The 25,447-nt window shown below is 70.8% G+C and carries 24 protein-coding genes and 1 tRNA gene; 14 read left to right on the plus strand and 11 right to left on the minus strand.

The window, feature by feature from the left end; translation table 11 throughout:
- Window positions 1–18 precede the first annotated feature (18 nt).
- Complete coding sequence (gene recR / locus ACWA15_RS02055; protein WP_464057766.1) at window positions 19–618, plus strand: recombination mediator RecR; 600 nt, start codon at window positions 19–21, stop codon at window positions 616–618.
- A 7-nt stretch (window positions 619–625) separates the two neighbouring features.
- The gene (locus ACWA15_RS02060; RefSeq protein WP_464059376.1) at window positions 626–1,222 is read left to right on the plus strand and encodes a DUF5063 domain-containing protein; all 597 of its coding nucleotides are present in this window, start codon (window positions 626–628) and stop codon (window positions 1,220–1,222) included.
- A 33-nt stretch (window positions 1,223–1,255) separates the two neighbouring features.
- Here ACWA15_RS02060 and ACWA15_RS02065 read toward each other — a convergent pair whose 3' ends face one another.
- Both ACWA15_RS02065 and ACWA15_RS02070 read right to left on the minus strand, forming a co-directional pair.
- Window positions 1,256–2,371, minus strand: a complete 1,116-nt coding sequence (locus ACWA15_RS02065) for an ABC transporter permease (protein WP_464057768.1) — start codon at window positions 2,369–2,371, stop codon at window positions 1,256–1,258.
- Entirely contained in the window at window positions 2,368–3,357 is a 990-nt protein-coding gene (locus ACWA15_RS02070; RefSeq protein WP_464057769.1) for an ABC transporter ATP-binding protein, read from the minus strand. The genes ACWA15_RS02065 and ACWA15_RS02070 overlap by 4 nt, the downstream gene beginning before the upstream one ends.
- 185 nt (window positions 3,358–3,542) lie before the next feature.
- On the opposite strand from ACWA15_RS02070, the gene ACWA15_RS02075 reads away from it, so the two are divergent.
- Entirely contained in the window at window positions 3,543–4,835 is a 1,293-nt protein-coding gene (locus tag ACWA15_RS02075) for an aspartate kinase (RefSeq protein ID WP_464057771.1), read from the plus strand.
- Window positions 4,836–4,894: 59 nt separating this feature from the next.
- Entirely contained in the window at window positions 4,895–5,947 is a 1,053-nt protein-coding gene (locus ACWA15_RS02080) for an aspartate-semialdehyde dehydrogenase (protein ID WP_464057773.1), read from the plus strand.
- A gap of 697 nt (window positions 5,948–6,644) precedes the next feature.
- Here ACWA15_RS02080 and ACWA15_RS02085 read toward each other — a convergent pair.
- A complete protein-coding gene (locus ACWA15_RS02085; RefSeq protein ID WP_464057775.1) occupies window positions 6,645–8,213 on the minus strand; it encodes a hypothetical protein in 1,569 nt (522 codons plus the stop codon).
- Window positions 8,214–8,780: 567 nt separating this feature from the next.
- Here ACWA15_RS02085 and ACWA15_RS02090 point away from each other — a divergent pair.
- The 4 genes from ACWA15_RS02090 to ACWA15_RS02105 all read left to right on the plus strand — a co-directional run bounded on the left by ACWA15_RS02090 (window position 8,781) and on the right by ACWA15_RS02105 (window position 13,647).
- Window positions 8,781–9,881, plus strand: a complete 1,101-nt coding sequence (locus tag ACWA15_RS02090; RefSeq protein WP_464057777.1) for a 3-deoxy-7-phosphoheptulonate synthase — start codon at window positions 8,781–8,783, stop codon at window positions 9,879–9,881.
- A gap of 43 nt (window positions 9,882–9,924) precedes the next feature.
- Complete coding sequence (locus tag ACWA15_RS02095; RefSeq protein WP_464059377.1) at window positions 9,925–11,472, plus strand: SLC13 family permease; 1,548 nt, start codon at window positions 9,925–9,927, stop codon at window positions 11,470–11,472.
- Window positions 11,473–11,590: 118 nt separating this feature from the next.
- Window positions 11,591–13,129 (plus strand): leucyl aminopeptidase, encoded by a 1,539-nt coding sequence (locus tag ACWA15_RS02100; protein WP_464057779.1) that lies wholly within the window; start codon window positions 11,591–11,593, stop codon window positions 13,127–13,129.
- Between the two features lie 26 nt (window positions 13,130–13,155).
- Window positions 13,156–13,647: a hypothetical protein gene (locus tag ACWA15_RS02105; protein WP_464057781.1), complete on the plus strand. Its 492-nt coding sequence runs from the start codon at window positions 13,156–13,158 to the stop codon at window positions 13,645–13,647.
- A gap of 83 nt (window positions 13,648–13,730) precedes the next feature.
- On the opposite strand, the gene ACWA15_RS02110 is transcribed toward ACWA15_RS02105, so the two are convergent.
- Window positions 13,731–15,203 (minus strand): MFS transporter, encoded by a 1,473-nt coding sequence (locus ACWA15_RS02110; RefSeq protein WP_464057783.1) that lies wholly within the window; start codon window positions 15,201–15,203, stop codon window positions 13,731–13,733.
- A 54-nt stretch (window positions 15,204–15,257) separates the two neighbouring features.
- On the opposite strand from ACWA15_RS02110, the gene ACWA15_RS02115 reads away from it, so the two are divergent.
- Window positions 15,258–15,836: a TetR/AcrR family transcriptional regulator gene (locus tag ACWA15_RS02115; RefSeq protein WP_464057785.1), complete on the plus strand. Its 579-nt coding sequence runs from the start codon at window positions 15,258–15,260 to the stop codon at window positions 15,834–15,836.
- Between the two features lie 210 nt (window positions 15,837–16,046).
- Here the strand turns inward: ACWA15_RS02115 and ACWA15_RS02120 are convergent.
- The 3 genes from ACWA15_RS02120 to ACWA15_RS02130 form a co-directional block, all read right to left on the minus strand.
- Window positions 16,047–16,120: transfer RNA gene (locus ACWA15_RS02120), tRNA-Pro, on the minus strand.
- Window positions 16,121–16,233: 113 nt separating this feature from the next.
- Window positions 16,234–17,157, minus strand: a complete 924-nt coding sequence (locus ACWA15_RS02125; protein WP_464057787.1) for a metallophosphoesterase — start codon at window positions 17,155–17,157, stop codon at window positions 16,234–16,236.
- Complete coding sequence (locus tag ACWA15_RS02130; RefSeq protein WP_464057789.1) at window positions 17,157–19,466, minus strand: transglycosylase domain-containing protein; 2,310 nt, start codon at window positions 19,464–19,466, stop codon at window positions 17,157–17,159. The genes ACWA15_RS02125 and ACWA15_RS02130 overlap by 1 nt, the downstream gene beginning before the upstream one ends.
- 126 nt (window positions 19,467–19,592) lie before the next feature.
- On the opposite strand from ACWA15_RS02130, the gene ACWA15_RS02135 reads away from it, so the two are divergent.
- On the plus strand, window positions 19,593–19,760 hold the full coding sequence (locus tag ACWA15_RS02135) for a DUF4177 domain-containing protein (RefSeq protein ID WP_464057791.1): 168 nt from the start codon (window positions 19,593–19,595) through the stop codon (window positions 19,758–19,760).
- Window positions 19,757–20,233: a RidA family protein gene (locus ACWA15_RS02140; protein WP_464057793.1), complete on the plus strand. Its 477-nt coding sequence runs from the start codon at window positions 19,757–19,759 to the stop codon at window positions 20,231–20,233. The genes ACWA15_RS02135 and ACWA15_RS02140 overlap by 4 nt, the downstream gene beginning before the upstream one ends.
- A gap of 121 nt (window positions 20,234–20,354) precedes the next feature.
- Here the strand turns inward: ACWA15_RS02140 and ACWA15_RS02145 are convergent, their stop codons facing one another.
- A complete protein-coding gene (locus ACWA15_RS02145; RefSeq protein ID WP_464059378.1) occupies window positions 20,355–20,990 on the minus strand; it encodes a Crp/Fnr family transcriptional regulator in 636 nt (211 codons plus the stop codon).
- 84 nt (window positions 20,991–21,074) lie between these two features.
- Entirely contained in the window at window positions 21,075–21,551 is a 477-nt protein-coding gene (locus tag ACWA15_RS02150) for a hypothetical protein (RefSeq protein ID WP_464057795.1), read from the minus strand.
- An 89-nt stretch (window positions 21,552–21,640) separates the two neighbouring features.
- On the opposite strand from ACWA15_RS02150, the gene nth reads away from it, so the two are divergent.
- Window positions 21,641–22,402, plus strand: coding sequence for an endonuclease III (gene nth / locus ACWA15_RS02155; RefSeq protein WP_464059380.1), 762 nt, complete (start codon window positions 21,641–21,643; stop codon window positions 22,400–22,402).
- 11 nt (window positions 22,403–22,413) lie between these two features.
- Here nth and ACWA15_RS02160 read toward each other — a convergent pair whose 3' ends face one another.
- The gene (locus ACWA15_RS02160) at window positions 22,414–23,319 is read right to left on the minus strand and encodes an alpha/beta fold hydrolase (RefSeq protein WP_464057797.1); all 906 of its coding nucleotides are present in this window, start codon (window positions 23,317–23,319) and stop codon (window positions 22,414–22,416) included.
- Entirely contained in the window at window positions 23,316–24,107 is a 792-nt protein-coding gene (locus tag ACWA15_RS02165) for a winged helix-turn-helix transcriptional regulator (RefSeq protein WP_464057799.1), read from the minus strand. The genes ACWA15_RS02160 and ACWA15_RS02165 overlap by 4 nt, the downstream gene beginning before the upstream one ends.
- A gap of 155 nt (window positions 24,108–24,262) precedes the next feature.
- Here ACWA15_RS02165 and ACWA15_RS02170 point away from each other — a divergent pair, with 155 nt between their 5' ends.
- Window positions 24,263–24,997: a hypothetical protein gene (locus tag ACWA15_RS02170; protein WP_464057801.1), complete on the plus strand. Its 735-nt coding sequence runs from the start codon at window positions 24,263–24,265 to the stop codon at window positions 24,995–24,997.
- A gap of 177 nt (window positions 24,998–25,174) precedes the next feature.
- Window positions 25,175–25,441 (plus strand): hypothetical protein, encoded by a 267-nt coding sequence (locus ACWA15_RS02175; RefSeq protein WP_464057803.1) that lies wholly within the window; start codon window positions 25,175–25,177, stop codon window positions 25,439–25,441.
- Window positions 25,442–25,447 lie beyond the last annotated feature (6 nt).

Raw genomic sequence — 25,447 nt, forward strand, 5'->3', positions numbered from 1 at the left:
GCGACGTAGGCTTGGGCTGTGTATGAAGGCGCAGTCCAAGACCTGATCGATGAGCTCGGCCGGCTTCCCGGCATCGGGCCCAAGAGCGCGCAGCGGATCGCGTTCCATCTCCTCGCGGCCGACGCCGACGACGCGCGCCGGCTCGCCGACGCCCTGACCGAGGTCAAGCTGCGCGTGCGGTTCTGCGAGATCTGCGGCAACGTCGCGGAATCCGCGCAGTGCCGCATCTGCCAGGACCCGCGCCGGTCCCTCGCCGTGATCTGCGTCGTCGAAGAGCCCAAGGACGTCGTCGCGGTCGAACGGACCCGGGAGTTCCGAGGCAAGTACCACGTCCTCGGCGGGGCCATCAACCCCATCGACAACGTCGGCCCCGACGACCTGCGGATCAAGGAGCTGCTCACCCGGCTCGCCGACGGCGCGGTCCAGGAGGTCATCCTCGCGATGGACCCCAACGTCGAGGGTGAGGCCACCGCGACCTACCTCGCGCGGCTGCTCGGCCCGATGGGCCTGCGTGTGACCCGCCTCGCATCCGGACTGCCGGTTGGGGGAGACTTGGAGTACGCCGACGAGGTCACCCTCGGTCGGGCGTTCGAGGGACGGAGAGTTGTCAGTGGTTGACAAGACGATGGTCGAGACGAACCGGGTCGACGCGAGCGAGGTCCTGGCCGACGCGGCCGACCTGCGCGCGATCGCCGCCACCTTCGTGCCCCAGGCCAACCGGTTCCTGCAGACGTGCGTTGACGTCGCATCCGGCGCCGCGACCGACGCGGCGATCCCGCTCCTGCTCCTGGCCACCTCCGACATCCTCAGCGCCGGTGCGCGCCTGGGCGCGATGATCGACGTCGTGCCCTCGGCGCGGTTCGAGCCGGACGCCGGTGAGGAGACCGACCTCGACCCGCTGCGCCTGGGGCTGGCCCGGGTGCTCGACGGGATCGACGAGTACGTCGAGGTCGTCGACCCGGTGCTGGGCGCCGAGGTCGACGGGTCGGCCATCTCCTCCGACGTCGCCACGATCGCCTCGGCGCTGACCCAAGGCTTGGCGCACTTCGAGGCCGGCAACGAGGTCGAGGCGCTGTGGTGGTGGCAGTTCTCCTACCTGTCGAGCTGGGGCGAACGTGCCGCGAGCTCGCTCCGGGTCCTCCAGCTCATCCTCGGTCACCTCCGCCTCGACGTCGCCGACGACGTCGCGGCTGAGGCGGAGTACGACGCGCTCCAGTCCTGACCGCGGCGTCTGCGGGGACTCCCGCCCCGTTGCTCAGGCGACCCGGGTGCCGCGGGCGAGCTTGCCCTGCGGGATCCGCAGCCGCCGGACGGTCACGACGATCGCGCCGGCCCCGATGAGCAGGTTGATGGCGAGCCCGAGCGGCCAGACGGGCGCGGTCGAGGGATCGACCTCCTCGACACCCGAGATCGACGCGGGGCAGGTGGAGTACGGTTCGTCGGCTCCGGCGCGGGCCGAGCGGACTCCGTCCCGGATCCCGGCGAGCGGGTCAGGGCTCCCGCCGGAGAAGAACTCCCGGCCGGGCGCCGCATCGGCGACGACGACGTAGGGGTTCATCGCGAGCAGCCACCAGGTGCGCTCGGTGTGCACGACCGACTGCTCGGTCTCCTGCCACTCGCAGGCCACCACATCGCCGGTCTTGTCGTCCCACTCGGAGGCCTGCTGGATGGAGTAGCGCTCCGACCCGGACATCGGGAAGAGCGTGAGGGCGAAGACGATGAGCGTGCCGACCGTCAGGGCCGCCACGGTCAGGTAGGCCAGCACCGTGGAGCCGGTCGGTTTGGTGACCAGTGCGGAGAACCCGAGGGAGACCGCGGAGACGACGCCGAGCATGAGCGTGAGCAGCACGAGGGTGCTGAACACCGCACCGACTGCGACCCCGCCCGCCAGGAAGGACCAGAGGATGAACGGCACGCTGACCACCACGAAGGCCAGCGACGCCACCCACCCGGCGAGCAGCTTGCCGAGGGTGATCTCGATCGGGGTGAGCAGCGTGACCTGGAGGATGGCCAGGGTGCCGGCGATCCGGTCGCCGTTGATCGCGGCCGAGCTCAGGGTCGGGGTGACGAGCAGGCCCATCGACAGGATGAACATGACGTTGAGGCTGAACATCAGCGGACCCGGCTGGGAGAGCCCGGTGTTCTCGTAGTTGACCGAGGTGGAGATGAGCAGGCAGATGCCGCCCACCACGAGGAACCACACCCCGAGCGAGACCTTCCACTTCGTCGAGCGCAGGCGTTGGGTGAGCTCGAGCCTGGCCACGGTGCTCACCCCGTGCCAGGACACCGACCAGTCCCCGCGCTCGCGCTGGACCTGCTGCTTCGGGGGCTGGTACGTCGCGGGGGCGGGCGGGTACGGGTAGGTGCTCATCGTCGGTCCTCGTCGAGGGAGAGATACGTCTGTTCCAGCGCGCCGCCGGAGGGGGCCATGGAGACGACGGGGACGCCGGCTCCGATCACGTCGCGCAGCAGCCGGGCGGCGGCGTCCTCGCCGCCGATCTGGATGAGCAGCCCGCCGTCGGCATGCTCGACGAAGGCCACGCCCACCGACCTCAACCAGGCGTGCAGGGGCGCGGGCGTCAGCGCCTTGATCCGCCAGGTGCGGTGGTGGATCCGGGCCTCGACGACGGACTCCTGGGCGACGGTGCGCCCGCGGGAGATGAAGACGGCGTCGTCGACCATCTCGTCGAGCTCGGTGAGGATGTGGCTGGAGATCAGCACGGTGGTGCCGGTCGCGGCGAGGGCGCGGACCAGGGTCCGCAGCTCGATCCGCGACCGCGGGTCGAGGCCGTTCGCGGGTTCGTCGAGGATGAGCACCGCGGGGTTGTGGACGAGCGCCCGGGCCAGCCCGAGACGCTGCTTCTGCCCGCGGGAGAGCACGTGCGCCGGAGCGTCGGCCAGGTCGTCCAGGTGCACCGTGGCGAGCAGCTCGGCGGCGCGCTGACGGGAGTGCTCCTTGGACATCCGGTAGGTCGCCCCGGTCGTGGTGAGCACCTCCCGGGCGGTCAGGGAGTCCCACGTGCCGAAGGAGTCGGGCATCCACCCCACCTGGGAGCGGGCCGAGTAGTTCTGGGTGACCGGGTCGAACCCGCCGACGAGGATGTGGCCGGCGTCGGGGGTGATCAGCCCGGCGAGCATGAGCATGAGCGTCGTCTTGCCCGAGCCGTTGGGTCCGATGAGCGCCGTCACGGCGCCCCGCCGGGCGCGCAGGTCGATGCTCGCCACAGCGGTGACGGACCCGAAGCTGCGCTGCACGCCGTGGGCGATCACCCCGAACTCGTCCGTGAGGTCAGGCGGCGGTGGTGGCCCGACGGTGATCCCGTAGGCGGGTTGTGGATACGGCTGCGCGCTCGTCATGGCCGTGATCCTACAAGGACGAACGATCCCGGCATTGGGTGCATCGCGGCGGGTCGGGCAGCCAGCGCGGTCCGTATGGCGGTCGTGCTGGTGCTCGGGGGCGGGGGCACCTACACTCGGTGCGTTCGGACAACACCTGGTGGACGTTTAGATCGACGGGACCAGCAACGTAACGGAGCAGGCACGTGGCACTTGTTGTGCAGAAGTACGGCGGTTCATCCGTCTCCGATGCCGAGAGCATCAAGCGGGTCGCGAAGCGCATCGCCGAGTACAAGAGGGCCGGGAACGACGTCGTCGTCGTGGTCTCGGCGATGGGTGACACGACCGACGAGCTCATCGACCTCGCCCGGCAGATCACCCCGCTGCCCCCGTCGCGAGAGATGGACATCCTCCTCACCGCCGGCGAGCGGATCTCGATGTCGCTGCTCGCGATGGCGATCAACAACCTGGGCGTCAAGGCGAAGTCCTTCACCGGCCAGCAGGCAGGGCTGATCACCGACGCCGTGCACGGCAAGGCGCGCATCGTCGACGTCGTGCCCAGCCGGATCCGGGAGACCATCGAGAAGGGCTCGGTCGCGATCGTCGCCGGGTTCCAAGGGGTCACCCAGAACACCAACGACGTCACGACGCTGGGCCGCGGCGGCTCCGACACGACCGCCGTCGCGCTCGCCGCCGGCCTCGGTGCGGACGTCTGCGAGATCTACACCGACGTCGACGGCATCTTCACCGCAGACCCGCGCATCGTGGCGACCGCGCGCAAGGTCGACCGCATCACCTACGAGGAGATGCTCGAGATGGCGGCCAACGGCGCGAAGATCCTCGCACTGCGCTGCGTGGAGTACGCCCGACGCTACGACGTCCCCATCCACGTCCGCTCGTCGTTCTCGGGCAAAGAAGGAACGCTGGTCACCAACGTCCCCGCGAGCGCCGCGGCCGGTCCGAACGAAGGAGAAGAAGCCATGGAAGACCCGATCATCTCCGGAGTGGCGCACGACCGCAGCGAGGCCAAGATCACCGTCGTCGGCGTGCCCGACGTCCCCGGCACCGCGGCCCGCATCTTCGAGGTGGTGGCGAGCGCCGGCGCGAACATCGACATGATCGTGCAGAACGTCTCCGCCGCGGCGACGGGCCTGACCGACATCTCCTTCACCCTGCCCGAGGACGACGGCCCGCTCGCGACGACCGCGCTCAACGGGGTCCGCGAGGAGATCGGCTTCGACTCCCTGCAGTACGACGACCAGATCGGCAAGATCTCCCTCGTCGGGGCGGGCATGAAGTCCCACCCCGGTGTCTCGGCCCGCCTCTTCGGCGCCCTGCGCGACGCCGGGATCAACATCGAGATGATCACCACCTCCGAGATCCGCATCTCCGTGGTCACCCGCGAGGACAGCCTGGACGACGCCGTGCGCGCCGTGCACTCCGCCTTCGGTCTGGACGGCGAGGGCGAGGCCGTCGTCTACGGCGGCACCGGTCGCTGACCTGCGTGCCCCGTCCCTTCTTCTCTTCTTGACCGTGTCATCGTGAAAAGAGTCTGCTCATGAGTGCATCAGGTGTGAACGTCGCCGTCGTCGGAGCCACCGGGCAGGTCGGGGCGGTCATGCGCCGCCTGCTGGCCGAACGTGACTTCCCGGTCGCGCAGATCCGCTACTTCGCCTCCGCCCGCTCGGCCGGGACCACCCTGCCGTGGCAGGGCCAGGACATCGTCGTCGAGGACGCCGCGACCGCGGACCTGTCCGGGATCGACATCGCGCTGTTCTCCGCGGGAGGTGCGACGTCGAAGGAGCAGGCGCCGCGCTTCGCGGCCGCCGGGGCGATCGTCATCGACAACTCCTCCGCCTGGCGGCTGGACCCCGACGTCCCGCTCGTCGTCTCCGAGGTCAACCCCGAGGCCATCGACGCCGCCACCAAGGGCATCATCGCCAACCCCAACTGCACCACCATGGCGGCCATGCCGGTGCTCAAGCCGCTGGCCGACGCGGCGGGCCTGGAACGGCTCATCGTCACGACCTTCCAGGCGGTCTCCGGCTCCGGCCTGGCCGGCGCGGCCGAGCTCGACTCCCAGGTGCGCGCCGCCGTCGGGCAGGACACCCTGGCCCTCGTGCACGACGGCGCGGCGGTCACCTTCCCCGCGCCGGTCAAGTACGTGAAGAACATCGCCTTCAACGTCGTGCCGGTCGCCGGGTCGATCGTCGACGACGGCTCGGAGGAGACCGACGAGGAGCAGAAGCTGCGCAACGAGTCGCGCAAGATCCTCAGCCTGCCTGACCTTGCGGTCGCGGGGACCTGCGTGCGGGTGCCGGTGTTCACCGGGCACTCCCTCGCGATCAACGCCGAGTTCTCCCGGGCGATCACCCCGGACGAGGCGCGGGCGCTGCTCGCCGCGGCTCCCGGTGTCGAGCTGGCCGACGTGCCCAACCCGCTCGACGCGGCCGGCGCCGACGCGAGCCTCGTCGGCCGGATCCGGGTGGACCAGTCCGTCCCCGGAGGCCGGGGCCTCGTCTTCTTCGTGAGCAACGACAACCTCCGCAAGGGCGCAGCCCTCAACGCCGTCCAGGTAGCCGAGCTGGTAGCCACCCGCCTGACGGCCTAACCCGTCCCCCTCCCTGCCCCTCTCCACTTCCGCTGAGTGCTGGGTTCTCCACGCGTTCGACGGCGTGTCGCGCGTAAGGATCCAGCACTCAGCGGAGGGACCAGCGGTTGCGGTCGGTGATGATCTGGGTGCGGCGTGCGGCGACGAGGAGGGTGGGGGTGCCCAGGGCCTCCCCGGAACGGTGGGGTTCACGCCGACGGCCTCGTCGCCGAGGGACTCGGTGAGGAAGTGCACGGCGCCGACGATCTGCGCGTCGTCCACGTGGGACAGCCACAGGGGAAGGTGGTGGTGACGCCCGGCCAGCATGGCGCCGATGCGGGTGCTCAGCTCGGTGTCCTGGGTGAACTCCTTGATGACCCGCAGCGCCGCGGTCGTTTCCGCGCTCGGGGTGCCGTCGAGAGGACGAGCTCCTCGAGCGTGACCGTGGTGGCGGGCTGCCCGGGTAGGGGGAGAGTGTGCGGCTCGCCCACCTCGACGAGACCGCTCATCCATTCGAGCAGGTCGAGCGGCTCGGGAGAGCGGAGGGCGGTGCGCAGCGTGCTGAGCATCTCCGGTTCGGCTCCGGGCCCGTTCCCGTGGGGAGGTACCTGGCGCGGGGTGCGGTGCTGGGGCCTGCGGGGACGGCGCTCGTCGCTTTTGGCCACGTCCCGACCCTGGTGCTCAGGGCGGTGCCGGGTCGAGGTTGCGGCGACCGGGTTCACCATCGGTTGCGCAGCTCGATGAGCTCGGCCCGGCGACGGGCCACGAGCAGAGTGGGCGAGTGCATCTTCAGCACGCAGGCGAAGGGATACAGATAGGACCAGATGTCCGCGGAGACCGGAGGGTCCGTCGCCTCCCGGTGGCTCTCGAACCACTCCATCACGTCGTGCTGAGACACATGCTCCTTCCGTCCGACCGAGCGGTTGGCGTCGGTGGCAGCGTCGACGAGCCCGGCGACACCGCGCACCGGGACAGCAGACTCCGGGTGGTGGAAGAGTCCGGGGTCGCTCGCCGCGGCCCGGGCGAGGCAGCGCCGGAAGACCGTGCGATGCTCGACGTCGAACAGGTCGTCCGCGCACCGGTCGGCGAGGGCCAGCCAGTCGGCGACGGCGGGTCGGATGCCGGCGGGGACCCTGGTCCAGTCGAAGGGCTCGTCGGGGAGCGGGACCGTGTCGAGGGACGCAAGCTGGTCTTCGCCGCCGGCGGCGAGCACGGGATCGTCCTCGTCCGATTCCTCTTCTTCTTCCTCGCGGGTCACGCTCTCGTCGACGGCGTCGACGAAACCGTCGGTCAGCTCTCCGACAACGTCGCGAGACCGCTCGGTGACCTGCGGGTCGACGCCGCGCAGCTGGCAGGTGTACGGCACCCACGTGATGAGCAGGTCGCTGAGCAGCACGGCGTCCTCGCGATCGAGCACGCGAGCGCGCAGGGCCCAGTCGAACAGCGCCTGGACGGTCTGAGGTGTCCACAGCAGCGGATCGGTGCCCCCTGCGACGACGACGAAGCGGAGGATGAGGTGGAGGTAGCCGCGGAACAGCCCGGGCGGGAAGTCGACCCCGTCGGTGGAGGCGAAGAACGTGTCGGCGATCTGGCGGAGATTCTCCTCGCTCCGCAACGGCGTGACCGGGGCGCTGCCATCCGGGGGGAGGAGACCGAGGGCCCACTCTACGAGCGCCCGGTTCGCCGGCCATGTCGGTGACTCGAACGGGGGATCGACCCGGGAGCCCTGCGCGATCGCGTCCTTGATGGCGGCACGCGCATCACCAGGATCGGGATGCGTGACAACTGGCTCACCGCCGACCGTGCTGGCACACCGGATCACCTCGCAGGAGGTCGCCGCGACGGCGTCCGGCCTGTCGAGGACGACCATCGCCTCCCGGACGGCGCCGGCGACGGCGTGGGCGACGCCGACGACCACGGTGAACCGGACGCCGCCGGCCATGCGGACGGCGAAGGTGTAGCTGGAGGTTTCACCGAGGGGATCGGTCACGAGGATCACGTCGCCGACGACGCGTGCGTCGTCGAGATGAGCGAGCCAGGCGGGGAGGGGCTGGTGCCTCGCGGAGAGCGTGCTGGCGATGCGGATGCGGAGATCCTCGTCCTGGCTCAATGCTGCGACGAGATGGAGCGCGGCCGTGGTCTCGGTGCACGGGACGGCCTCGAAGACGGCAGCAATGCCGGCCAGGGTGGGCGCGTCATCGTCGGGCGAGGGCGAGGGCGAGGGCGAGGGCGAGGGCGAGGGCGAGGGCGAGGGCGAGGGCGCCGACGACGGTGCAGTCGCCCCCATGACGCCACTGATCAGGAGGAGGAAATGGAGCGGACCCGACCGCAGCGCCGCGCGCAGGGGAGCGACGATGCCTGGCAGATCCGGGGCGCGAGAGCGCTGTCCCGGCCGGCGGGTCCGGCTGGTGTGGTGGGGTTGGTGGCTTCCGCGGTTGCGTTGTCTGGGCACGTCCCGAACGTACGACCGCGGAGACCACCAAAAGCGGTGTGCGCCAAGCTGTGGATGAACCCCCGCTGAGTGCGGCCGAACGGCTGCCCACACCGGACATCAGGCAGCCGTTCGGCCGCACTCAGCGGAGTGGGCGGGGCGCGCTCGGCGGAGGGCGGGTGTGTTACCGTCTACCCCGTGATCGGGAATCGTTGGTATCGGCGCTTTACGCTGGCTCTTGGTGGAGCTCAGCGGGCGTTCGCCTGACCAACCTTCCACCCGGAGCCAGCACAGGGCCCGACGCCGTCGCGTCGAGGCCCTTCGTCGTTTCAGACGGGCCGACTCCGCGACACCGGTAGGCCTCTGTGGCCCCGTCTGAGATGCCCGCCCCCTCAGACCCGCCCAGACTCGGAGCCCCACCTCATGTCCACCCCCACCTCATCGGAGATCGTCATGGATACCCCGCGCACCAACGACCTGCGCATCCGTGCGCTCGATCCCCTGCCCGCACCCGCCGACATGCTCGCCGAGCTGCCGCTCACCGCAGAGGCGGCCGACCTCGTGGCCCGCAGCCGCGAAGACGTCCGCAAGACCATGAACGGGACCGACGACCGGCTCCTCGTCGTCGTCGGCCCCTGCTCGGTGCACGACCCGGTCGCGGCCCTCGACTACGCGCGCCGGCTGGCCGCGCTCGAGCACGAGCTCGAGCAGGACCTGTGCATCGTCATGCGCGTGTACTTCGAGAAGCCGCGCACCACGGTCGGGTGGAAGGGGCTCATCAACGACCCCGGCATGGACAGCTCCTTCGACGTGCACCGCGGGCTGCGTCTGGCCCGCGAGGTGCTGCTCGGCGTGCTCGCCGAAGGGGTGCCGGCCGCGTGCGAGTTCCTCGAGCCGACGAGCCCGCAGTACATCGCCGACGCCGTGTCCTGGGGAGCGATCGGGGCCCGCAACCCCGAGAGCCAGGTGCACCGGCAGCTCGCCTCGGGCCTGTCGATGCCGATCGGGTTCAAGAACGCGACCGACGGCGACGTCCAGGCTGCGGTCGACGGCTGCGTGACGGCCGCGGCCGAGCACACCTTCTTCGGGATCGACTCCGCGGGCCGGGCCGCCGCGGTGGCCACCACCGGGAACCCCGACTGCCACGTCATCCTGCGGGGTGGGCGCGGCGGACCCAACTTCGACGACGCCTCGGTCGCGGACGCGCTGGGGATCGTGGCTGCCGCGGGGCTCGAGCCGCGCCTCATGATCGACGCGAGCCACGGCAACTCCGGCAAGTCCCACGTCCGCCAGGCCGAGGTGGTCCGCGAGATCGCCGCCTCGGTCGCCGCGGGCAGCCAGGGGGTGGCCGGGATCATGATCGAGAGCTTCCTCGTCGCCGGTGCGCAGAAGCCCGCGGCGCAGGGGCTGACCTACGGTCAGTCGGTGACGGACGCGTGCATCGACTGGGACACCACCGCCGACCTGCTGCGTGAGCTCGCCGCCGCGTCGCGCGCCCGGCGCGGGGTGGTCGCGGGACGCTGACCAGCGCAGAGCGCCCGGTGTAGCGTCTGGGGGTGTGAGCGACATGTGGATCACCGTGGCCGTGCTCGTCGTGGCCGTCATCGTCTTCGTGTGGAACAAGATCCCGGTCGGCCTCGTCGCCGTCGGGGTCGCCCTCTCACTGTTCTTCACCGGGGTGCTCGACCTCGACCAGGTGTTCTCCGGCTTCGGTGACCCGGTCATCGTGTTCATCGCCGCGCTGTTCGTCGTCAGCGACGGGCTCGACGCCTCCGGAGTGACGGCGTGGGCGGGGCAACGCCTGGTCGAGAAGGCGGGCGACAGCCGGCGCCGCCTCGTTGTGCTGATCATGGCGCTCGTGGCCGTGGTCACCGCGCTGATCAGCGTGAACGGCGCGGTCGCGGCGCTGCTGCCGATGGTCGTGGTGACCGCGGTGCGGCTCAAGCTCAGCCCGTCGCAGTTCCTCATCCCGCTGGCCTTCGGCGCGCACGCCGGGTCGCTGCTCGTGATGACCGGGACGCCGGTGAACGTGCTGGTCTCGGAGCTGGCCGTGTCGGCAGGGGAGCGGGCCTTCGGATTCTTCGAGTTCGCGTTGGCGGGGATCCCGCTCGTGGTCGGGACGATCCTCATCGTCGTGTTCTTCGGCCCCCGGCTGCTCCCGGTGCGGGTGGCAGACCTCATCCCGCGCGACCTGAGCCAGCACGCCCGGACCCTCGCCGTGCAGTACTCCCTGCCCTCGGAGGACGACCTGATCAGCCGGGACGCCGGCGCGGCGGAGGTCCTCGTGGCACCCCGCTCAGAGCTCATCGGCCAGACGGTGTTCCCGGGCATGGTCACCGAGAGCGGCGACCTCGTCATCGCGGCGATCCAGCGCGGCGGGGAGGACCGGGGGCGCACGGTCCTCGCGGCCGGGGACACCCTGCTGCTCAGCGGGTCGTGGGACGCCCTCGACACCACCACGGTCGACTCGGCCGTGATCGTGGTCGACTCCCCGCAGACGATCCGGCGCCAGGCGGTGCCGATGGGTGCCAAGGCCCGGTCCGCGCTCGTGATCGTCCTCGGCATGGTCGTGCTGCTCGCCTCCGGCCTGGTCCCCGCCTCCGTCGCGGCGCTGCTGGCCGCGTGCGCGATGGTCCTGGCGCGCGTCCTCACCGTCGCCGAGGCGCACCGGTCGATCTCGTGGACCACCGTGCTGCTCGTGGGCGGGATGATCCCGCTCTCGGTCGCGATCGAGGAGACGGGCGTCGCGGACGCCATCGCGACAGGCCTGATCGACGTGATCGGGGCCGAGCGCCCGCACCTGCTGGTCCTGGGGATCGCGGTGGTCACCGTCGTGCTCGGCCAGCTGATCAGCAACATGGCGACCGCCCTGATCATCGCCCCGATCGCCATCGCGGTCGCAGTCGACGCGGGGATCTCCCCGCTGCCGCTGCTCATGGCGGTGACGGTGGCGGCCGCGGCGTCCTTCCTCACCCCGGTGGCCACTCCCGCCAACACCATGGTCATGGGGCCGGGCGGCTACCGGTTCGCCGACTACTGGAAGCTGGGCCTCCCGCTCGCGGTCTTCTTCATCGCCTTCGCGACCCTCGTGGTTCCGCTCATCTGGCGCTTCTAGGCCGCATGCGGCGTGACCTGCCACGCAGCACTGTCGCAGGAGGTCCGGAATGGGTACGGTCGTGTCATTCGAGCACACGCCCGCCGCCAGCCGCCGCCACCCCAGTGAGGACGATTCGATGACCGCAGGTCAGCACAGACTCATCCCGGAGAGCTTCACCCCCGCGCCCTCCCGCGAGGCCCTGGAGGCGCTCACGGTCTCCGTGGTGGAGACCATCGACGCCGACGTCCAGGCCGCCGGCTACCCGGTCGGTGTGGGCGGCACCGTCCCGGCCGAGATCGGCCTCGACTGGGCCGCGCTCGACCACGTCGGCTTCGAGGGCAAGGTCGGCCAGACCTTCGTGGTCGCCCGCCACGACGCCACCTCGGTGGTCGCCGTGGGCGTCGGGGAGGCCGACGCCCTGGACGCCGCCGCCCTGCGCGACGCAGCAGCGGCCTTCGCGCGCGCGGCCGCGCGCTACGCGTCGATCGCCCTGGTCCTGCCGGACGTGTCGACGGTGCCGGCCGACGTCGTCGGGCAGGTGGTGGTGGAGGGTGCGCTGCTCGCGCGCTACCGCTACACCGCGCTCAAGACCGCACCTCAGGACGTGGCGCTGACCGCGCTGCAGATCGTCGCCACGGGCGACCGCGACGCGGTCGTCACCGGCGCCGAGCGCGGGATGGTCGTCTCGGCCGCGGCCTCCCTGTCCCGTGACCTGGCCAGCGCGCCGCCCGGGCACCTCACCGCCGCGGACCTGGGCGACCTCGCCCTCGCGATCGGCCCCGAGCACGGCCTCGACGTGACCACCTTCGACAAGGCGCAGCTCATCGACCTCGGCTGCGGCGGGCTGCTGGGTGTCAACGCCGGATCGACCGAGGAGCCGCGGATGATCCAGCTGCGGTACGTGCCCACCGATGCCGACGGCGCGCCGGTCACCCCGACCGGGACGCTCGCCCTGGTCGGCAAGGGCATCATGTACGACTCCGGCGGCATCAGCCTCAAGCCGTCCGACCCGATGCACCTGGCCATGAAGATGGACATGTCCGGGGCCGGGGCGGTGCTGGCGGCCATGACGGCGCTGCGCGCGCTCGCCTGCCCCACGGCCGTGACCGCCTTCCTCATGTGCACCGACAACATGCCCTCGGGCTCGGCGGTCAAGCTCGGTGACGTGCTCACGATCCGCAACGGGACGACCGTCGAGGTCAAGAACACCGACGCGGAAGGGCGCCTGGTGATGTCCGACGCGCTCGTGCTCGCGGCCGAGGAGGGCCCCGACGCGATCGTCGACATCGCCACGCTGACCGGCGCCGCGCTGATGGCGCTCGGCCCAGCGACCGCGGCCGTCTTCGGCACCAACCAGGATCTCGTCGACCAGGCCCGGGCGGCGGCCACCTCGAGCGACGAGAGGATCTGGCAGCTGCCCCTCGAGCACCGCTACCGCGAGCAGCTCGACTCCGATATCGCCGACATCTCGAACATGGGCGGCAAGTTCGCCGGTGCGACGACGGCTGCCCTGTTCCTCGCGGAGTTCACCGCCGGCATCCCGTGGGCCCACATCGACATCGCCGGGACCATGCAGTCGGAGACCGACGACTCCTGGCGCTCCCGCGGAGCGACCGGATTCGGCGCGCGGCTGCTCATCGACCTTGCAGTCACCTTCCGCCCGCCATCGGCCTGAGGGCCCGGACCACCAGGAGGACCACCATGGACACGACCACCATGGACCGACACCACCTCACCCGGCCGACCGCGCGGTTGACCACGCTGGGTGTTGCCGTCGCTCTGCTGGCCCTGGCCGGCTGCGGGGACGACTACTCCGGCGACCCGTACTCGACGACGACCGGGGCGACAGCCTCGCTCTCGGTGCCCGGCGTGCCTGAGGGCGTCACCGCACCACCCGACGCGACCGCCGGGGCGGGCTGGGTGACGCAGGACGGTGACCTCTGGGTGGTGACGTTCGGGAGCAGCTCCAACCCGCAGATTGCGCTGAGCGCGACCGCCGACGGTCAGGCCGTGACCGTCGTCCTGGGCGAGGCGTACCCGGACCAGCCCGCGACCGCGGATTTCGTCCCGACGACGTCGTATATCGCCGCCCCGGAAGGGGTGGACAGCGGGGAGACGGTGACCGTCGTCCTGGGCGACCTCGGCACGGTGGAGATCTCGGCGTCGGCGCCCGGCTGGGTCACCGGGTCCTGAGACGCCGACGGCGGCCCACCGGATCTCCGGTGGGCCGCCGTCGTGCAGTGCGGGGTTGTGCGGGGTGGCGAGGCGGTGCAGCGTCAGCCCATGTGGACGACGTCGGGTGCGTCGAGCAGCTCGTGCTTGGACACCTTGATGAGGAAGAAGGAGATCGGTGCGGCACACAGGATGAGCGCGCCGGCCCACACGAAGGCAACCGAGTAGCCGTCGACCAGCGCTTCCATCTGCGCCGAGCCGGAGCCCATCGAGCTGGTGACCGCGGCGGCGTAGAACGCCGTGATCAGCGCGGTGCCGATGGACCCGCCGATCTGCTGTGCGGCGGAGACCGCTGCGCTCGCCACACCGGCGTCGTGCTCGTCCACCCCGGACAGGGCGACGTTCTGCAGCGGCACGAAGAGGCACGCGAGGCCGACGCCGAGCAGGACCACACCGGGCAGCACCTGGGCGGCGAAGTTCCCCTCGACGGTCACGAAGAGTGCCATGTAGAACAGGCCGGCGGCCGCGATGACGGGGCCGACGGTCATCGGCAGGCGCACACCCACCTGGGGGAGGATCTTCGACAGGATCGGCGCGCAGATCATGATGGTCACGGTCATCGGCAGCGAGGCGAGGCCTGCGACGACCGGGGAGTATCCCAGCACGATCTGGAAGTAGAACGTCAGGAACAGCAGGCCGCCGAGCAGCGCGGCGCCGGTGAGCATGGCGACGAGGAAGGCGCCGCCGCGGGCCTTGTGGGCCACCACGCGCAGCGGGAGCAACGGGTGGTTCGTACGGGACTCGACCCAGACGAAGGCGAGGAGCAGGACGACGCCGAGCGCAAGGAAGCCGAGGGTCTCGGCGCGGACCCAACCCTCCTCCGCCTGAGCGAAGCCGTAGACGAGCGAGCCCAGACCGGCGACGACGAGGATGGCACCGGGGACGTCGTAGCGGGTGTCTCCGTGTGCGCGGCTCTCGCGGATTAGCGGCCAGCCGGCGATCACGGCGATCGCGGCGATCGGGATGTTGACGAGCAGGCACCAGTTCCAGCTGACGTACTCGGTGAGCACCCCGCCCAGGATGAGGCCGATCGCGGCGCCACCGCCGGCGATCGCGCCGAACACCGCGAAGGCCTTGATCCGGTCCTTGCCGGAGGGGAAGGTGATGGTGAGGATCGCCAGAGCGGCGGGTGCGAGCAGGGCCGCGAAGGCGCCCTGCAGCCCGCGGGCGGCCAGCAGCATCTCGGTCGAGGAGGCGAAGCCGCCGATCCCGGAGGCGATCGCGAAGCCGATCATGCCCGTCATGAAGGTGCGCTTGCGGCCCCAGTAGTCCGCGATGCGTCCACCGAGCAGCAGCAGCGCGCCGAAGGCGAGGGCGTAGATGGTGACGACCCAGGTGCGGTCGCCGTCGGACATGCCGAGCTCCTGCTGGGCGGCGGGCAGGGCGATGTTCACGATGGTGCCGTCGAGGACGACCATGAGCTGGGTGAGGGAGATGACGGCGAGGAGCCACCAGCGGCGCGGGTGGTCCGCCGGGTGCTCGGTCACCGTGAGGGTCGAAGCGGGTGCTGACGTCATGAAGTCGATTATCCTTTAAGGGAACGAACTAGTTGGTTGGGTTAGACTAACAGCATGAGAAGCGACGGTGCCTCCACCAGGGAACGGATCCTCGACGCCGCGCGTGTCGAGTTCGCCGAGCACGGCCTCGCGGGCGCGCGGGTGGATCGGATCGCTGCGTCCGCCCAGGCGAACAAGGAACGCCTCTACGCCTATTTCGGGGACAAGCGATCCCTCTTCATCGCCACGATCGAGGAGAACTTCGCCCTCCTCGCCGACGCCATCCCGTTCACACCCGATGACCTCCCCGGTTTTGCCGGCGCGGTCTTCGACCACGTCAGCGCGCACCCGGAGCACGCCCGCATGCTCTCCTGGGCGCGGCTGGAGGGCGAGGGTGAGGCCGTCGCCGGTGCGAAGGTGCGGCGCCTCGACCCCAACGCCTCGGTCTTCGAGGCCGCGCAGGCCGCCGGGACCATCGATCCGCGCTGGCACGAGGAAGACCTCATCACCATGCTGTTCGCGGTCGCGACCGGCTGGGAGCAGAACCCGGGGCTGTTCACGAGCGACGGCCCGGGCGGCGACGCCCAGGTGCGTGCCCGACGGCGCGAGTCCGTCGTGCTGGCGGCCTGCAAGATGGTCGCCCCACCGGCGTGAGGTCCCTCACGTGCACTCGCTGTCACTGATTGCACCGAGACGGCGGGGTCGTCTATGAGGCGCCGAGTCGTCTGTCCAGATAGACGACCTGGCGCGAGACAGACGACCTGGCGGTCGAATGCTGGCTGCTGGGCGCCGCTGCTGGGTGCCGCACGACAAAGGGCCGCTGAGCCTGCGTGTTCGCAGGTCAACGGCCCTTTGTGCTACTCGTCGGGGTGACAGGATTTGAACCTGCGACCTCGTCGTCCCGAACGACGCGCGCTACCAAGCTGCGCCACACCCCGAGTTGCTTCAGCGCGCACATCAAGACTTCGATGTGTGTTGTTGGAGCCTGATCAGAATAGCGGACACCAGCCGCGATACGAAACTGGCCCCTCTGTGCGTGGGGTGGACCGGGTCAGCGGGCCGTCAGGGTGAGCAGCGTCGCCTCGGGGCGGCAGGCGAAGCGGACCGGTGCGTAGGGGGAGGTGCCCAGACCGGCGCACACGTGCATCCAGGTGGATCCGTTGCCACCGGGGGCGTCCGGGCGCGGCCCGGGCCAACCGTGCAGGCCCTTGGCGCGCTTTCGGTCGATGTCGCAGTTCGTCACCAGGGCGCCGTAGAACGGCACGCACAGCTGCCCCCCGTGCGTGTGACCGGCCAGGATGAGGTCGGAGCCGTCGTCGTGCATCTGGTCGAGCACACGGGTGTACGGGGCGTGGGTGACGCCCAGGTGCAGGTCGATCGCCGGGCCCGACGGCGCGGCAGGTGCCGGGAAGGCGTCCCGGTCCAGGTGCGGGTCGTCGACACCGACGAGGGCGATCCGTCGGCCGTCGGCCACCACGGTGTCCCGGCGGTTGGTGAGGTCCTTCCACCCTGCCGCCGTCATGGTCTGGGCGAGCTCGGCCGCGGGCAGGGGAGCAGGATCGAAGGACCCACCCAGCCGGGCGTCGGCCCGCAGGTAGCGGGCCGGGTTCTTGAAGGACGGCGCGTAGTAGTCGTTGGACCCCATGACGAAGGCCCCGGGGAACGCGAGCAGCGGCTCGAGGGCGAACTCAAGGAAAGGCAGCACGTCGACGTGCGCCATGTTGTCCCCGGTGTCGACCACGAGGTCCGGCTGGAGGTCGGCGAGGGACCGGACCCAGGCGATCTTCGACTCCTGCGACGGGGTCAGGTGCAGGTCGGAGATCTGCAGGATGCGCAGGTCGGGCTGGCCCGGCGGGAGCACCGGGACGCTCACCTCGCGCAGGGTGAACATCGTCGTCTCCAGGTGGGCCCACGCGAGCGCGCCGACGCCCGCTGCGGCGCCCAGACCCAGGGTGGTGATCAGGGCACGGGGCATCAGCCGTTGCCCCCGCGGTTCCCCTGACCGCCTGAGTTCCCCGGCGCTGCTGCCGACGCGTCGGGGGGCGGCGCTGCGGGATTCGCCGGTGCTGCGGGATCCGCCGGAACCGTCGGTGTGGTGGGGGACGGAGGCGGGGTGACCACCGGGTCCTTGCCGAGCTGGGCCTCGGCGATGTCGGCGAAGGGGAGGTTGGGCGTGTTCGCCAGCACCCGGTCCATGTAGCGCTTCCAGGTGGGAGCGGCGATCGTCGACCCGTAGATGATCTTGTGGGTCTTCCCAGCGATATTGATGTTCTGCATCTGGATCTTCTGCTTCGGGTCGCCCATCCAGTAGGCGGTCGACAGCGCAGGGGTGTACCCGACGAACCAGGCGTTCCCGGCGCTGTTCGTCGTTCCCGTCTTGCCTGCCGCCGTGTGGCCAGCCAGGGCCGAGGCCTTGGCCCCGCCGTCGGGGGAGAGCACCTGCTGGAGCGCGAAGTTCACACCGTTGACGGTCGCGGTGTCCAGGACCGGCTTGCAGTTGGCCTGGGGTACCGGGTGCTCGGAGCCGTCGGCGTTGGTCACCGAGAGGATCGCGACCGGGTCGCAGTAGGTCCCGCCCGACGCGAAGGTGGCGTAGGCGTTCGCCATGGACAGCGGGGTGGTGTTCTGGGTCCCGAGGACCATGCCCATCTGGACGTCCACCGGGTCGCCGATGGCCGACCGGAAGCCGACCTTGTCGGCCGTGGCGGCGACGTCGCACAGGTTGAGCTGGCTCGACATCGCGGCGTACGCGGTGTTGATCGACAGCGCGGTGGCCTGCAGGACGCTGCGCATGCCCTTGCCGGCGCCGTCGGAGTTGCGCGGGGCCCAGGTGGTCCCGGCGAGGTTGCGGCACGCCTTCGGTGTGGCCGCGAAGCTCGCGGCGGTCCAGGTCTGCTGGCTCGCGTTGACCTTCTCGCGCAGCGTGTGCCCCGACTGGAGCCACTCGGCGAGCACGAAGGTCTTGAAGGTCGAGCCGGGCTGGAAGCCGCGTGACCCGCCGTGGGTGAGGTCAGCGCTGTAGTTGATGAAGGTCGAGCCGGCCGGAGCGGGCTGGGCAGTCGAGAAGTCGCTGTTCTGCGCCATGGCGAGGATCTTCCCGGTCCCCGGTTCTACGCTGACCATCGCGTTGGAGATGCCGCTCGCGTCGTTGACGGGGACCGAGGCGCGCAGCTCCTCGTCGGCCACGGCCTGCTTGGTGAGGTCGATCGTGGTGACGATCGTCAGGCCGCCGCGGTTGAGCAGGTCGTCGCGTGCCTCGGGGGTGTCACCGAAGGCCGGGTCCTGCTTGATCACCTTGGTGACGTAGTCGCAGAAGTAGGCCGCGCCGCCCGCTGCGACGCATCCGCGGTCGATCGGCTGGACGTTGAGGGTGTCGACCAGGGGAGTCGCCCGAGCAGCCTCGTACTCCTCCTTGGTGATGTACTCCTCCTTGTACATGTTGTCCAGCACCACGTTGCGACGGCGCTCGGAGGCGACCGGGTCGTTCGTGGGGTCGAAGGCCGTGGGGCGCTGGGTGATGCCGGCGATCGTGGCGGCCTCGACGATGGACACGTCCGCGGCGGACTTGCCGAAGTACCGCTTGGCCGCGGCCTCGACGCCGTTGACGTTGAGCCCGAACTGGGCGATGTTGAGGTAGCCGGAGAGGATGTCTTCCTTGCTCATCCGCTTCTCGAGAGAGATCGCCAGCTTGGCCTCGCGGAGCTTGCGGTCGATCGTGCCCTCGCGGGCCTCGGCGACGCCCACGGCATCGCCGACGGAGTTGGCCTTCTCGATGAGCACGTTCTTGACGTACTGCTGCGTCAGGGTCGAGGCGCCCTGCTGGCCCGAGTCCTTCCTGAGGAAGTTGTTCACCGCGGCGCGGGTCATCCCCCTGGGGTCGATGCCGCCGTGGGAGAAGAACCGGCGGTCCTCGGTCGAGATCACCGCGTTCTGCAGGTAGGGGGAGACGCTCGTGAGCGGCACGATCTCCCGGTTCTCCACGAAGAACGTCGCGAGCAGCGTCGTGCCGTCGTTGGCGTAGATGTAGGAGGCCTCCGCGAGGGTCCCCGGCTCGAGGTCGGTCGGCAGGTCGTAGAACGCCTGGGTGGACCCCTTGGCGACCGCGCTCGCGCCGGCGGCGACCGGAATCACCAGTCCTGCGGTGAGGACCCCGCCGACGCCGGCCAGCATGACGAAGGTCAGCAGCAGCGCCAGCGCCTGGAAGACGTTGACCGAGTGTCGGGAACGGGTGACCGGAGCCCCAGAGGACAGCGGTGTGTCCTCACCGAGCGCAGAGTTTGCCATGAAGACAGAGTACGGGAGCGGTATCTGGCACCACGGACGGGACCTGGGGAGAGTTGGGTGGATTGTGTGAGAGAGAGCGTGAGACGGGGGCTGCGAGGGCGGTACCCCGGGGACTACCCTCAGGACATGGCACAGACGTGGGAGTACTCGACAGTTCCGCTCATGATTCACGCAACCAAGCAGATCCTCGACATGTGGGGCTCGGACGGCTGGGAGCTCGTCCAGATCGTCGCAGGCCCGGACGGCAACGGCCTCGTGGCGTACCTCAAGCGGCCCACCGGCGACGGCGCATGAGTTCGGTCGCAGCGCGCCTGGCCGAGCTCGGCATCGTGCTGCCCGGCGTGGCGGCGCCCGTCGCCGCCTACGTCCCGGCGGTGCGCACCGGTCGGCACGTGTGGACGTCGGGTCAGCTGCCCTTCGTCGACGGACGCCTCCCGGCGACCGGCAAGGTCGGCGACACCGAGACCTCGGTGTCGGTCGACGTCGCCGTCGGACTGGCCCGCATCGCGGTGCTCAACGCCCTCGCGGCCGTCGCGGCCGAGATCGGATCCCTCGACAAGGTCACCCGGATCGTCAAGGTCACCGGCTACGTGGCGAGCGACCCGGGCTTCACGGGCCAGCCCACGGTGATCAACGGGGCGAGCCAGGTGCTCAAGGAGATCTTCGGGGAGGCCGGGGTGCACGCGCGTGCCGCGGTCGGGGTCGCGGTGCTGCCGCTCGACTCCCCGGTCGAGGTCGACATGGTGGTCGAGATCGCCGAGTACTGACCCGCCGCCGCCAGGCGCGCGGTGCGCTGAGCACGCTGAGCACGGACAACACGCTGAGCACGGACAAGAGGCGCTGTCCCCGGACCGGGGGCAGCGCCTCTCGTGCGTGCAGGGGCGCCGGTCAGCGGGCGCGGCGTTCCAGGCGGTCGATGTCGAGGAGCACGACGGCGCGACCCTCGCGGCGGACCCATCCCCGCCCGGCGAAGTCGGCCAGGGCCTTGTTGACGGTCTCCCGGGACGCGCCGACCAGCTGGGCGAGCTCCTCCTGGGTGAGGTCGTGGGCGACGCGGATGCCCTCGTCGACCGGCTCGCCGAAGCGGGTGGACAGGTCGAGCAGAGCCTTGGCGACGCGGCCCGGGACGTCGGAGAACACGAGGTCGGCGAGAGCCTCGTTGGTCCGGCGCAGGCGGCGAGCCAGCGCGGTGAGCAGGTGCTTGGCCACGCCGGGGTTCTCCTCCAGCGCGGCGACGAGGGCCGGGTGACCCAGCTCGTAGACGACCGAGTCGGAGACGGCGGAGGCGCCGAGGGACCGGGGGCCCGGGTCGAACAGGGACAGCTCACCGAACATCTCGCCGGGGCCGAGCACCGCGATGAGGTTCTCCCGGCCGTCACCGGAGCTGCGACCGAGCTTGATCTTGCCCTCGCGGATCACGTACAGACGGTCGCCGGCCTGCCCCTCGGTGAAGAGCACGTCTCCGCGAGCAAGCTCGACCTTGGTCATCGAGGCCAGGAGCGCGCGGGTCTCGGCTTCCTCCATGGTGGCAAAAAGTGGCGCAGAGAGCACGACGTCGTCGTTGTCCACGGGATACGTCCTTCACGGAGTCGCTGGATATCTATCGCGTCACAGTCTGCCTTGTGTGCGCTGACTCACGGTACATTGCACGACCCCGTCGGTCGTACCGCCGCGCTCTGACGCCGCGGGCAGGTGGAGGGCGCGGAAGTCGGGGTCCTGGCTCAGATGGTCCACGAGCGCGTCGGTCGCGAGCAGCAGCGCCCGCCGGACCGTGGCCTCGTACTCGGCCAGGGTGTCCTCGGCCGAACGCAGCCGCGGCAGGTCGGTCACCGACAGCCCTGCCCCGTCCGCCTGGGTGATTCCCACGAGGACCCCGTAGGTGAGGTTCGGTGCGGCCGTGCCCAGGGCGCCGGCGTGCTGGCCCAGCCGCTCAGGCAGCACCGCGCGCGCTACTGTGAGGTCGAGCCGGGCGCGGACCAGGCGCCGCCAGTGCGCGATCTGGGTGATCTCCCGACGCAGGGTTGCGCAGGTCAGGCGGAGCTCTTCGGCGTCCATCGCGTGGATGGGCCGTGGGTCGGGAGTCACTCGCTGGTACCCCTCTCGGCACGCCAGGTTTTCACTACGCTCATGCGGTACCCGCTAGATCGGCAGGAGGGCGGGGTTTCTTGAGCGATATCGCACAGTCGGAGGCAGGGATGGCGGCGGCCAGCGCGGCAGGGACAAGCGGGACCGGGAGCGCTCCCGGAACGGGCGCTGCGGACGTGACGCTGCGGCGTCGGGCCCGGCGGATCAACCGGGAGCTGGCCGCGGTCTACCCGGACGCGCACTGCGAGCTGGACTTCACCACTCCGCTCGAGCTCCTTGTCGCGACGGTGCTGTCCGCCCAGTGCACCGACAAGAGGGTCAACCTGGTCACCCCGGCGCTGTTCGCCCGCTACCCCGACGCCGGCGCCTACGCCGCCGCCGACCCGCGCGACCTGGAGGAGGCGATCCGCACGACCGGGTTCTTCCGGCCGAAGGCGCGGGCCCTCGCCGGGATCGGCGTCGCGCTGGTCGAGCGTTTCGACGGGCAGGTCCCCGCCACCCTGGAGGACCTTGTGAGCCTGCCCGGGGTGGGCCGCAAGACCGCCAACGTCGTGCTCGGGGACGCCTTCGGTGTTCCCGGGATCACCGTGGACACCCACCTCGGACGGCTCGTGCGCCGGTGGGGCTGGACCACGAGCGAGGACCCGGTGCGGGTCGAGCACGAGGTCGGCGCTCTCATCGAGCGTGCGGAGTGGACGCAGTTCTCCCACCGGACGATCTTCCACGGACGCCGGGTCTGCTTCGCCCGGCGGCCGGCCTGCGGGGCCTGCCCGATCGCCCGGCTGTGCCCGTCGGCGGGGATCGGGGAGATGGACCCGGTCGCCGCGGCCGCGCTGCTCAAGACCGGCTGAGCCGGACGCCGTCAGAGCGAGCCGAGCCAGTCCAGCAGGAGGGCGTTGACCATCTCGGGAGCTTCCTCGGGGAGGTAGTGCCCGGCCCCGGCGACCATCTCGAAGCGCAGGTTCCGGCACAGCGCCGAGCTGTCGACGTCGGCCAGGGACGGGCGCACGATCGTGTCGAGAGCGCCGTGGATCTGCAGCGCCGGGACCGAGACCGGGGTCCGCACGGTCGAGAGGTAACGGCGGCCGCTGCCCGAGGGCATCGCGCGGGAGAACCACCGGACGGCCTCGAGGGAACTGTGCGCGGCGAACGGCACCCGGATGGCGTTGGCGTAGGTCTCCACCACGTCGTCGGGCCAGGTGAACTCCGGGCGGGTGCGCAGGATCTGGCCGAGCAGGGCGGCCTGGGTGAGACTGCGCTCGGGAAGGTTGGGGAGCTGGAGATAGGCCAGCCGGGTCAGCGCCGTCCGGGTCAGGGAGGTGCGCAGCGGGACGTGCATCCGGGCCGGGTGCGGGGAGGAGATGGCCGCGACCGCCTCGGTCAGCGCGGGCTGCAGGGCGGCCATCGACCAGGCGACCGCACCGCCCATACCGTGCCCGACGACGATCGCCCGGTCCGCGCCCAGGGACCGGATCACCCCGGCCGCGTCCCGGGTGCGGGTAGGCACGTCGTAGCCGATCGGCGGCTTGTCGGACGCCCCGGTCCCGCGCAGGTCCATCGCCGCGACCCGGTACCCGGCCGCGCCCAGCGCCGCCAGCTGGTGGCGCCACGCCCACCAGAACTGCGGGAACGAGTGCAGCAGCATGATGAGGGGCGCGGATGCGTCGGACGGCCCGCTCAGGGCCACGTGGAACCGCGCACCGTTCGCCGGGACGAACTCGTGGCGCCAGTCGCCGGGGATCAGGACGTCGGTGAAGTCAGTTGTCACCCTGGGGAACCTACCGGAGCGGTCGAGGCGTCGCCCAGACCACCGGGCGCGTTCGCGGCCGCGTCGGCCGCGTCGACGGCTTCTGCGGCCTCTGCCGCCTGAGCCGCCCGGCGGTCCTTGAGCGGGTCGAACCGGTACCCGACGTTGCGGACCGTGCCGATGAGCTGGTCGTACTCCGGGCCGAGCTTTGCGCGCAGGCGACGGACGTGGACGTCGACGGTCCGGGTGCCCCCGTAGTAGTCGTAGCCCCAGACCTCCTGGAGCAGCTGCGCGCGGGTGAACACCCGGCCCGGGTGCTGCACGAGGTACTTGAGGAGCTCGAACTCCTTGTAGGTGAGGTCCAGAGGGTTCCCGCGCAGGCGAGCGGTGTACCCGGAGGCGTCGATCATCAGCTCCCCGGACGAGATCTCCTCGGGCTGGTCGCCAGAACCGTTGTGGGAGCTGCGCTCGCGCGCCAGCCGCAGCCGCGCCTCGACCTCGGCGGGGGTCGCGTTCTCCAGCAGCAGGTCGTCCGCGCCCCACTCGGCCGTGACCACCATGAGCCCACCCTCGGTGAGGATGAGGATCAACGGCACGGTCAGCCCGGTCGCGCGCAGCAGACGGCACGTGGTGCGTGCGCCGACCAGGTCGCGGCGGGCGTCGAGCAGCACGACGTCGGAGTCGGGGGCGTCCACGAGCGCCGACGGCTCCATCGGCAGGACCCGGATCCGGTGGGTGAGCAGACCCAGGGCGGGCAGCACCTGAGCGGACCCGCCTGCGGAGGGTGTCAGCAGCAACAGCTCGGCCACGATTCCCACCCTTCTCTCAGACTGGCGATCACGGTACCGCGACCGGACCTGTGCTTGTGGACTCGACCAGATGGTGGCGAGCGTCGGTCGCTGATTCTTCCACGTCTCGCCCCGCAGTTCGGGGACCATGGGGTGCGTCTGGGACACTCACTGGTGTGAACCTCTCCACGCGCGCCGTCGCCTCCGCCTGCGCAGCCGCCGCGATCGCCGGTGGCGCGTACCTCGGCGCCGTGCCGCTGCTCGTGGTCATCGCGGTGCTCGTGATCCTCTTTGCCGCCGGATGGGCGCCGTTGCTGGGGCTGCCGGTACCCGGCGGGACCTTCTTCGTCGTCGCGCTCCCCGGGCTCGGGGCGCTGGCCGCCGCCCAGGTGACCGTGAGCGAGCCGTGGCTGAGCAACCTCCCGCTCGTCGTCGCGATGGGTGTCCTGCTGGCCTTCATCAACGAGCTGCTGCGCGGTGACGGGCGCGAGCGCCTCGTCGAGTCGCTCGTGGGAGGCGTCAGCGGCATGGTCGTCGCGGTGTCCGCGGCCGGCTGGATCAGTGCGTACAAGACCGACGACGGCATGTCCCTCGTGGTGCTCAGCGCCGCGTCGCTCGCGGCGGCGTCTGCGGCGTCGGCGGTGCGGCTGCCCGGGTGGCTGGCCCTCGGGGCGACGATCGCCGTCTCGGTGGCAGCGGCCATCGGGGTCGCCCTCGTCATGCCCGACCTCGTCTGGCTCGACGGGGTGTGGACGGGGCTGGTGGCAGGGATGCTCATCGGCTCGCTGCTGGTGCTCTTCGACAAGCTGCCCGAGCTGCGCCGCCCGCGTGCCGCGCTCGCGGCGATCGTGCTGCCCATCGCCGTCGGCGGGATCCTCGTCTACGTCGTGGGCCGGCTCCTCGTCGGCTGAGGTGCCGGACGGCCTGCGCGCCGACCGGGGGTGAGCACAGACCCGGGTGACAATGGCTGCATGAGCGAACAGGACCACCGCGCAGTCCCTCCGACGACTCAGCCGCCGACACCGCCCCCGACGTCGCCCCCGCCGCTGAGCATGGGCGCGGCCGCCCGCCAAGGATTCAGGCAGGCCGTGAACGACCAGAAGAAGGACTTCCTGCCGGACCTGGGACGCACCGTCGTCGACGACGCGCGCTGGCTCGTCGTGGAGACTGTCGTGGCGATCGTGCTGATCGGCGGGCTCGCGCTGGTGGGGGGACTCATCGGGGCCGCCTCCTTCGGAGCCACCCCGGGTGCCCTGATCGGTGCCATCGTCGGCGTCGCGGCCTACTTCATCCTGCGGTTCGTGGTGGTCGGGGCTGCCCTCGTGACCGTGATCCGGGCGTCGCGCAGGCGCTGACCGCGA

It is taken from the genome of Sanguibacter sp. TS_SC_8 (assembly GCF_055361235.1).